The following is a 9,580-nucleotide window of genomic DNA, read 5'->3' as shown; positions in this document are numbered from 1 at the left end:
GGAAATCGAGACGGCGACTAAAGTCGCTTATCGACTTATCCCCATGTCTAAAGCCAGGGGCTTGCGTCTCGCTTTTCGGTCAACTGTGGGAAATAGAGACTGGGAAAGCGATGAATTAATCCATTCATCGCCATAATTGACCAAGACTAATGACTGAGGACTAACTTACGAATTTGCTCAGCCACTTGGTCGGGTAATTTTTCGGGTACATCATCTTCAAGAGAAGAGAGAGTTTTGAGCTGAGCTTTTGGAATCAGTTCAGCGTAAATTTGACAAAGCGCTTTGGCAGTAGGAGTATCTTGTTCGTTTTCTAAGATCGAAACAGGGATTTTGAGATCGGGCAATTGGTCTTGTAATAATTCGGCTTGAATTTCTGCACGACGACGTTGGAATAGTAGCTGACAAGCAGCGGGTGTTTCCAGCATTTGTTGCAGCTGCTTCAGGAAAAGGCGAATTTTTCCCAGGCGACCGATTACTTTTAGTTTGAGGAGCTTTTGGAGCGATCTCAACAGCCAATCTGCTAATTTAGGCCGTTCTATCAATGCCCGCGCCCACCACCAGTTTCTGCTCGCACCTTCTGGTTTTACTCCCTCTGGTGCTAACAGTACCATTCCGGTAACTCGGTCTGGATATTTCAAAGCATAGCTGGCCGCAATCCAACCGCCAAGGGAGTGACCGACTAAATAAACTTGTCGTAAGTTCAAAGCGTCTAAGTACTCAGCCAAATACTCCACCTGTAATGCGATCGAGTAGTGGACATCGGGTTGCTCTGATTCGCCAAAACCCAGTAAATCTGGTGCTAAGCAATGGTATTCCCCGCCCAAACGCTCCATTAAGGGTAGCCACTCATCACCATCACTCCAAGAACCGTGTAAAAACACCAAAGTTGGCCCTTTCCCAACTTCTCGCCAAAAAATTATCCCTTGAGACAGCTTCAGCCGGGAATTCCGTAAAAGTGGATTCATGCCGATCGCGACCGGGTTAGAAATTGGTATTTGCCTTGCTTATTTTAGGGCTAAGATCGCCTTTATAGAATCTTAAGGTTTGAGTTTGTTTTCAATGGCCGATCGCTCTGAAAATAGCTCAAACTGAGGGGGATGGGGGATTGTTGGCAAAAGAGCTTAATTTCGCTATTCTATCTTCAAAACGATCGGGGCTCATACCAGATCAAGCGAGGGTGATCGAGCCATCGAGATAGTCTTGCAACTGGCGATCGTGATCGTGACTGAGCTGACCTTTCGGCAACGATGAAAGATCGAAAGCCCGAACTTCACTGACTTCTAGCGTATCCTGAGCTTGCATCGTTCCCTGCGCTTCTACTTCCACCACTATCGAAATTGAATGAACTCTAGGATCGCGATCGGGTGCTGAATAAACGCCTACCAATCGACAAATCTTCACCAGTTTCAGTCCTGTTTCCTCTTCCAATTCCCGTTCTACTGTAGTGGGAACATCTTCCCCCCAGTTAACTATCCCACCCGGTAAGCCCCACTGCCCGGTATCGCGACGGCGAATCAGCACAATTTTTCCATCTGGCAAAACAGGGATAATTGTCGTGCCTGTGACGGGATGGCGAAATAAAATACCGAGTACAGTTTGAACAAACTGCCAAGAGCGAAGCATAAAAGGGGCTAGGGGTTAGGGAATAGGGGCTAGAGGAAGAGGGAAAGAGGGGGAAAACAGGAACTAACTTTAACCTGCCACTACTGAAAAAGTCAAAAGTTAAAAGAAGACTTATTTTAGCTTCTGACTTTTTACTTTAAGAGTAGGCTGTCACAGCAAGCGAGGAGAAAGTTATAACGTCTTAGGTTAAGCTATGCGAGATTTGGCTCTTTGAATTGCCTGCCTCACTTGGTCAAAACCTGTGCCACCATAACTGTTACGAGCGGCTACGACTCGCTGTGGAGCGATCGCATCGTAAATATCAGCTTCAAAAGCTGGGTGCAGCTCTTTCCACTCTGCCATGCTGAGATCTTTTAGGAGTTTACCAGCAGCAAGGGACGTTTTTACAACTTTACCCACCAAATTGTATGCTTCTCGGAAAGGGACGCCCCGTGCTGCCAGGTAATCAGCCACATCTGTGGCGTTAGAAAAATCTTCTGCAACTGCTTCGCCAAGACGATTTTGATTAAATTCCAGTCCTTCCCGCATCAGGATTGTCATCGCTTCCAAACAAGCTATAACTGTCTTCACGCTGTCGAAGAGGGCTTCTTTATCTTCTTGCAAGTCTTTGTTATAAGCCAGAGGCAGACCTTTCATCAGCACTAGCAGCGCTTGCAAGTGGCCGAAAACGCGCCCGGTTTTTCCCCGCACCAGTTCTGGCACGTCGGGATTTTTCTTTTGGGGCATGATGCTCGAACCGGTAGCGCAGCTATCTTTGAGCTTTACAAAACTGAATTCCTGAGATGCCCAAAGAATGATTTCCTCGCTCATACGGCTGAGGTGAACCATAATTAAGCTGGCAGCACAGAGGAACTCGATCGCAAAGTCGCGATCGCTCACCCCGTCCAAGCTATTACCATAAACGTCGTCAAAATGCAACTCTTTAGCGGTAAAATGTCGGTCGATCGGGAAGGTAGTACCCGCTAGTGCGCCACTACCCAGAGGGGAAATATTCGTGCGCTTTTGTATTTCTCCCAATCGCTGCCAATCCCGCTCTAGCATTTCAAAATAAGCTAACAGATGATGAGCCAAACTCACCGGCTGTGCCCGTTGCAGGTGGGTGTAGCCCGGTATCAAAGTTTCGACATTGCGCTCGGCGAGGTTGAGCAGAACACCCTGAAATTCCCGCAATTGGCTGCGAATTTGGTCGATGCGATCGCGCAGATAAAGGCGCGTGTCCGTACCCACCTGGTCGTTACGCGATCTTGCTGTGTGTAACTTTTTACCCACATCGCCGACAATTTCCGTCAGGCGACGCTCGACCGCAAAATGGACATCCTCAGCGTCTATGCCGGGATGAAATTGCCCTTGGCGGTATTCTTGGCGAATTTGCTCCAACCCTGTAATTAACTGCTCTCCTTCTGCTGGTGAAATAATGCCTGTGTGCGCCAGCATTTTGGCATGAGCTTGCGACCCGGTGATATCGTACTCAATCAGTTCAATGTCAAAAAGTATACTGGCATTAAAGCGTGCGATCGCCGGATGCAGTGCGGATTCAAATCTCTGACTCCAAGTTTTGGATGCAGTACCGCCAGTTGGTTGTTGAGTTAGTTCGGTATCCAAGTTATCCTCTTTTTGACAGCAGTCGGCTTAAAAATTTAAAAATCAAAGGGAATCGAGACCAAAAATTTTTACTTTTGGCTTTAACTATAGCTACAGCTAATCGATACAAGAATCTATACCATACCTCGGATAAAGTAGCCTACGATCGCTCCTACGATCAACGCCCAAATTTGACCTGATTGAATAAAATAGCTCCAAGCTTTTTGTGCCTGTCCTATAAGGTTTGGATCGCTAACTTGTTGAGCTAGCACAAATGACCACATAGGTAGCTTAGAGAATAAAACTGCTAGAGAATCGCTTGAATGAACCAGCGTAGCCCAGGAACCTGTCATTATTTGGATGGCGTTAACAACCATAGCCTTTGTCTCCTCTTGCAAATTGATTATAGATGGTTAGCTTTAGCCAAGTTTCTAAGTCAGAGATTATGGCACAAACACAAATATACCTAAATATGATTATGTGCAATCTGCATTACCACCAGAGTCATATCATCCCCATTACGATTTCCGGGGCCAATAAATTGTTGCACTCGATCGAAAAGGTAATCCAGAATTGCTTGAGAACCTTGGCAATGCTGACAGGCTCGCTCAAAAGCAAGGATGAGGTTTTCCTCATCAAATCGGTCTCCGCTGGGGTTAGCCGCTTCTGTAAAACCATCAGTGTAATAGATTAGCGTATCGCCCGGAGCCAACTGCACCTGAGCCTCCTCGTACTGGGAATTGCTATCCAAACCGATTAGCATACCCAAAGTATCCAAACGCATGACCGATCGGGTGGATGCCTGCCACAACAATGGCGGATTGTGAGCGGCATTGCTGTAAGACAGGATACGACTTTGCAGATTGTACTCTGAATAAAATAGGGTCACGAACCGATGGGAATTTTCTAGATCGGCATACATAACCTGGTTGAGATGTTGCAAAATGCGAGATGGCGAGTGACCGTTCAGCACTTCTGCCCTTAGCATTCCCCGCGTCATGGTCATCAACAAACCTGCCGGGACTCCTTTGCCCATAACATCCCCTATGACTATACCCAAACGTCCCTTTTGAGAATAGTGAGTTGTGAGTTGTGAGTTTGAAATTAAAGGGTCAGGTTTGAATTCCGAACTCAAAACAGACTGTTCGTGATTATTGGTGCTGGTTTCAGTAGCGATAAAATCGTAGTAGTCTCCGCCGACCCGGTTGGCAGGTTGACAGCGAGCTGCTAATTCAATCCCTGGAATTGTCGGACATTGACGGGGAAGCAATCTTTGTTGGATCTCGGCACCTATTTCCAGTTCTCGATCGAGCCGTTCTTTCTTGCGTAATTCTACCGTCAGTTCATCGTTAGCGATCGCCACTGCTGTTTGATCTGCTACTAAACGAACTAACTTTTGTCGGGTTTCCGTCCAAGTATATTCGGGATCGCGACTGAAAACGTACAGACGCCCCCTTTCAGCTTGCTTGACTAAAATTGCCGTACCAAACAAATGTATATCTGGCCCCAAATAGCGGGTAACGTGTTCGTCCAGAAGCGTCAGTCCTCTCTCGTGACCGGATGCGTCGCTAAAGTCAATCTGCGCCAGCGCGGATGATGATTGGGAAGTTTTGGGCTGTGCATTTCTGAGCTTATTAGTTGCTGCCTCGATCGCCTTCCGGATTTCCGCACCCTGAAGACTATCCTGACAATGTAGCTGTTCTAACCGCACCTGACCGTTTGGTTTCACCAGCACCAGAGCGCTACCATCAGCGTCCGTCACTCGCGTTGCCATCAGCGGAATCAACTCCAAAAATTGATTCAAATTGTTAAAACTTCGCAGAGCAAACCCTAACGAACTTAACAAATCTTGGATTTTATGTTGTTCCCGGTGCAAACGCGCCACCAGTTCTTTGAGGGCAAAGACTGGCGTGACTTCACTAGAGGCGTCGCTATGGTCGTCGGGTGATTGAGAAGATGGTTTTGGCAGGGGCACAGCAGTCATTGGTTTGGCGGTTAAGAGTAATTAACAAGCATAGAATTAATAGGATTTAAATAATAGGCGTTAGTTAGCCTAGCAGAATTATGCGATCGAAATGCCAAAAGCTCTGAAAGCAAGAGCAGCAATAGCTTATCCCTGTAAGACAGAAAAAAGTTGTAGCGGTCAACATTCTAGCTGAGGCTGGGCAGAAAAATGTTGCCTACTTGTGGAATAAATTCTAGCTAATTCCTCAACCCTAACAGTATCGATCTCTACCAGTCGCTGACTGTATGGGAGAAAATTAGTTCTACCTTTTGGAGGAAAAACTAGATTTTTACCACTGTCCCATGACCGATCGTTCGATCGTGGTCGAACCCAACACCTAGCTAATGCTAAAAACCGCACGCAAAGCAAGCCTTGCGCTTTTGCTCTTAGGCTTTTGTGTCAAATGTCTTTGGTTGCCTCTACAGGTATTAGAGCAGAAATGATATCGTCAATCGGCTCTACTGCCAATAGTCTTTAGATTAATTAAGTATTTTAATTTACTATTCTTAACAAAAAACTTTTTTGGACGGTAATATAGCTAGGGCGTCGGGCGTCGGGCGTCGGGGAAAAAGTCTTTATAATCAAGGGTTTGGTGGAATCAGAATGCCTTAACCGCCGATTCGGTTGCTATAAAAGATATCAACAAATAAAGCACCGAGGTTTCTGATTATAACCGAGTGCCGACGCTCTTTGTGCTATTAGCCACTTAGCAAAGCTTCCACAAACTCGTAGCTGGAGAAGGGGCGTAAGTCTTCGATCCCTTCTCCAGCACCAATAAAGCGGATAGGCAAACCTAATTGCTGCACGACTGCTAGGGCAATGCCACCCTTGGCAGTTCCATCAAGTTTAGTTAGGACGACACCGCTTAATTTTACCGCTTCAGAGAAGACTTGGGCTTGACGCAGACCGTTTTGCCCCAGAGTGGCATCTAGAACCAAAAGAGCTTCAACCTTAGCATCGGGGGCTTTTTTGTCAATGATGCGACGAATCTTGCTCAGTTCGTCCATCAAGTTTTTCTTGTTCTGAAGACGTCCAGCAGTATCCACAATTAACAGTTCCGACCCTCGCGCTTTGGCTGCGGCGATCGCATCAAACACTACAGCAGCCGGGTCTGTATTTTCGCCTGGATTGGCGATCGCTTCAACGCCGCTGCGCTGACCCCAAATTTTTACCTGTTCCACTGCTGCGGCTCGAAACGTATCTGCTGCCGCAATCAAGCATTTGTAGCCGGATTTTACTGCTAGATGAGCAATTTTGCCAATAGTTGTCGTTTTTCCGGCTCCATTTACCCCTGTCATTACCCAGATATTGAATGTGTCTTTTTCCGGTGCAAAGGTGCGTTTGTAAGATTCGACAAACGGTTGCTCCAGCATATCCCGCAGGATTTTTTTGAGGTAGGAAATCGCCTGTTCCGGTGGCAGAGCTTGTTCTCGGAGTTTACTTTGCAGCGCTTTTATGATATAATCTGTCGCCTCTACTCCCACATCAGCTTGTAGCAGCAACGCCTCAATTTCCATCACCGCATCTTGATTGAGCGGCCCTTGACCGACGATCGCTTTCAGCTGATTGATGAGATTGCGTCTAGTTTTGTCTAAGCCTTGGCGCAGCTTTTTGAGCCAGGTGATTTCTTCAATAGAAACATCTTCCGGGCGACGCCCTTGGGCTGCCAATACTTCTGCCGACCACAGGAAACCATCATCGAAAACGACATCCGCAAATTCTGCGATCGCAGCAGGCTCAGTTGTCGCACTAACTGGGCGGACTTCCGGTTCTGGCTCTTGAATAGCTGTTTCCATCAGTCGTTGTAGCCGCGCTTGCCGATCGTCCCGCGCCCAGAAAGGTACTGCTTCCTGAGCGACACCTTCCCGATTCTCGGCAGTTTCAGCTGTCACCGACAAATCTGGAACATTTTCTGCTATCGAAGTTACTTTTTCTACTTCGGCAGCGACAATTTCGGGAATGGCCGATTCTGCTGCTACTGCTGTTTCAAGCTCCTCCAATGCTTGTTCGGCAGCTTCTACAGCAACTTCTGCATCACTTTCTGTCTGCGGAGTTTCTGTTTGTATCGGTATTGCCTGCGACTCAGATGAAGGTGCTACCGCTTCTGTTACCAGCTGAGGTTCTGCTTCGGCTTGGGTAGGTGATTCCGTTTCTGAGGGAGTTGTCGTTGTTTGCGGTCGTTGCTTGGCTTGGATATTCTTGTAAGCAGCTTTTGCCCAAGCTAGATAGTCGTCAGCAACTTGCTCCTGAGATGAAACTTCTCCGCTCTCAGATACAGGTGATTCTGTTTGAGGTTCAACCTGTGTCGGTGAAGCCGATTTATCCTGAGCTTGTTCTTGAGACTCGTTATGCTGGCGACGGAACCAATTAAAAACCATAGCACCTACTTCAATATTTGGCAGAACTGCGGAACGGCTGCTTTTTATCTAGAGTTTCTAATTTAGGGACATTATGTTTTGACTTTATCGCTCACTCGACGCAAAACGCCATTAATAAAACGATGTCCTTCTTCACCACTGTAGCGTTTGGCAAGCTCCACTGCCTCATTAATTGCCACCGGTTCGGGAATCCCTAAATATTTGATTTCGCTGACTGCAATTCGCAGGATATCGCGATCGATTTTAGCGAGACGACTTAGTTGCCAAGTTCTCTCTTGACCGGGACGCAGTTCCGCGAGTGCTTGTGTGAGTATTTCGTCAACCCGTTCTCTTTCGGCGTTAACTGTACCGATAATTTGCTTGGCGTAGTCGCGCACATCTTTTTGATTGGATAGCTGGACAAATTCTGGTAACTCCACTGCCCCACCGACACGGTTGATTGCGGTTTGAGTAAGTTCTATCGCTTCTCTTAGCATAGCTCTGGCGCTTTGGATATCGATGGCGCGAGTTTCGCTACCCAAAAGGCGATCGCTAGAGCGTTGGATTTCCGCAGATGCAGTTTCCAAAGCATCTTTAACTTCTGCACTCAAAGTGCGGATAGCCGCAACTATCAAATCTGCGATCTGCTGTTCCGACAATTTTTCTGGATTTGTCGGGATCTGGGATAGGCTCAGAAGCGCCAGTTCGCGAGCAATTCGACGGGATTGCATGGGGTAATTGGTAACTGTGTGTAATCGGTAACAGGTTATGTAATGGCAGAAAAACATTTAGATATGGCTGGAGAGTTGGAACCTTTAAAAGTTGCAACTCTCAAACCTTCCCACTCTCGCTCGTGCGATCGCCAATGAACGATGACTGTTTACCAAACTGGACTCTTAAACTTTGACATTATGCTGCGATCGCTTCATCTTTCCTCCAGGATAGGCTGTTCCAGCTTCCGTTCTTTCAAGGCGGATAGAGATGACATAGGAGTTAAGGGGCTGGGGCTTACAATACCACCAGAGACAACAACTTTGAAGGCATCTTCCACAGATATGGCTAGGTCTATGACTTCATCTTCTGAAACGATCGCATACCAACCCGTAGTCGGATTGGGGGTTGTAGGTATAAAAATGCTCAACATCGTCGTTCTGGATAGGTGAGCCTGCATATCGCTGTTTAGGGTTCCAGTGACAAAGGCGAGAGCCCATATACCCCGGCGTGGGTATTCTACCAAAATTACTCGGCGAAACTTCCCGTTAGAATCCTTCAGGAGAGTTTCCAGAAGTTGTTTGAGCGTTTTGTAAACCGATCCGGCTAACGGAATTGCTTGCAGAAGTCTCTCACCCACATCCAGCAACCATCGTCCGACAATATTGCGGGCCATCAAGCCAATCAGCAGAATAGATAAAAAGGGTACCATCAGTCCCACAGCTAGATTGAACAAGTTGACCAAAATGGGATGGAGATCGTCAAAAGGATTGAGTTGCTTGGGAATGCGGGTGAGAAAATTGACTACCCAACTCGCAACTGTAATCGTCAGCCAAATTGTGGTAGCTAGGGGAATTACTACCAAAAGACCTGCGATCAGGTCATTTTTTAAGTCCTGCTTTAAGCGTTCGATCACAGATAGCCCACTCTCTTTTAACCAGCTGGGAAAATTATAGAGCCCATAAAGCGACCCTTCTCCCTTACCCTACCTTACAGTACGATATATTCCGCGTTAGGCCGAGTGGGCCTGCGCTGGGGGTTATCTTACCGTATAGGAGTGCTATGCGATAAAAACGCAACTTACAGCTTAAAGGGGCTGGAGATGATGGTATCAGAATTAACATTTTTCTGCATACTTTTTTGCCTAAATAGAAGGACTAATTTTGGCAGAATCGACGTTTTCTTCGCGATCGCTAGAAAGTGTTCCTACTGGGTCTGCATAGACAGCAGGCATATGTTTCATCTCCCAGACTTTGAGCAAAATCAGGTATTCGTAGAAAGCTTGCAGAGTACACCAAGCAAA

At 46.9% G+C, this 9,580-nt stretch carries 8 protein-coding genes and 1 pseudogene; all 9 read right to left on the bottom strand.

Annotation, left to right across the window (positions count from 1 at the left end):
* Positions 1–146: 146 nt before the first annotated feature.
* Positions 147–965, bottom strand: coding sequence for an alpha/beta hydrolase (locus tag H6S82_RS08530; RefSeq protein WP_190465028.1), 819 nt, complete (start codon positions 963–965; stop codon positions 147–149).
* A gap of 202 nt (positions 966–1,167) precedes the next feature.
* On the bottom strand, positions 1,168–1,623 hold the full coding sequence (locus H6S82_RS08525) for an NUDIX hydrolase (RefSeq protein WP_190465029.1): 456 nt from the start codon (positions 1,621–1,623) through the stop codon (positions 1,168–1,170).
* Positions 1,624–1,809: 186 nt separating this feature from the next.
* Positions 1,810–3,225: an argininosuccinate lyase gene (argH, locus tag H6S82_RS08520; RefSeq protein WP_190465030.1), complete on the bottom strand. Its 1,416-nt coding sequence runs from the start codon at positions 3,223–3,225 to the stop codon at positions 1,810–1,812.
* Between the two features lie 113 nt (positions 3,226–3,338).
* Positions 3,339–3,581, bottom strand: coding sequence for a hypothetical protein (locus H6S82_RS08515; protein ID WP_190465090.1), 243 nt, complete (start codon positions 3,579–3,581; stop codon positions 3,339–3,341).
* A gap of 89 nt (positions 3,582–3,670) precedes the next feature.
* Positions 3,671–5,188 (bottom strand): GAF domain-containing SpoIIE family protein phosphatase, encoded by a 1,518-nt coding sequence (locus H6S82_RS08510; protein ID WP_190465031.1) that lies wholly within the window; start codon positions 5,186–5,188, stop codon positions 3,671–3,673.
* A 719-nt stretch (positions 5,189–5,907) separates the two neighbouring features.
* Positions 5,908–7,587, bottom strand: a complete 1,680-nt coding sequence (ftsY, locus tag H6S82_RS08505) for a signal recognition particle-docking protein FtsY (protein ID WP_190465032.1) — start codon at positions 7,585–7,587, stop codon at positions 5,908–5,910.
* Positions 7,588–7,658: 71 nt separating this feature from the next.
* Positions 7,659–8,297, bottom strand: a complete 639-nt coding sequence (gene nusB / locus H6S82_RS08500) for a transcription antitermination factor NusB (protein ID WP_190465033.1) — start codon at positions 8,295–8,297, stop codon at positions 7,659–7,661.
* Positions 8,298–8,491: 194 nt separating this feature from the next.
* On the bottom strand, positions 8,492–9,193 hold the full coding sequence (locus H6S82_RS08495) for a DUF502 domain-containing protein (RefSeq protein ID WP_190465034.1): 702 nt from the start codon (positions 9,191–9,193) through the stop codon (positions 8,492–8,494).
* 228 nt (positions 9,194–9,421) lie between these two features.
* Positions 9,422–9,580, bottom strand: a pseudogene (locus tag H6S82_RS33340) (glycosyltransferase family 2 protein); the annotation flags it as partial.

The organism is Planktothrix sp. FACHB-1355 (assembly GCF_014748295.1).
Lineage (GTDB): Bacteria > Cyanobacteriota > Cyanobacteriia > Cyanobacteriales > Aerosakkonemataceae > Aerosakkonema > Aerosakkonema funiforme_A.
This window is presented reverse-complemented; position numbering and strand designations above follow the sequence as displayed.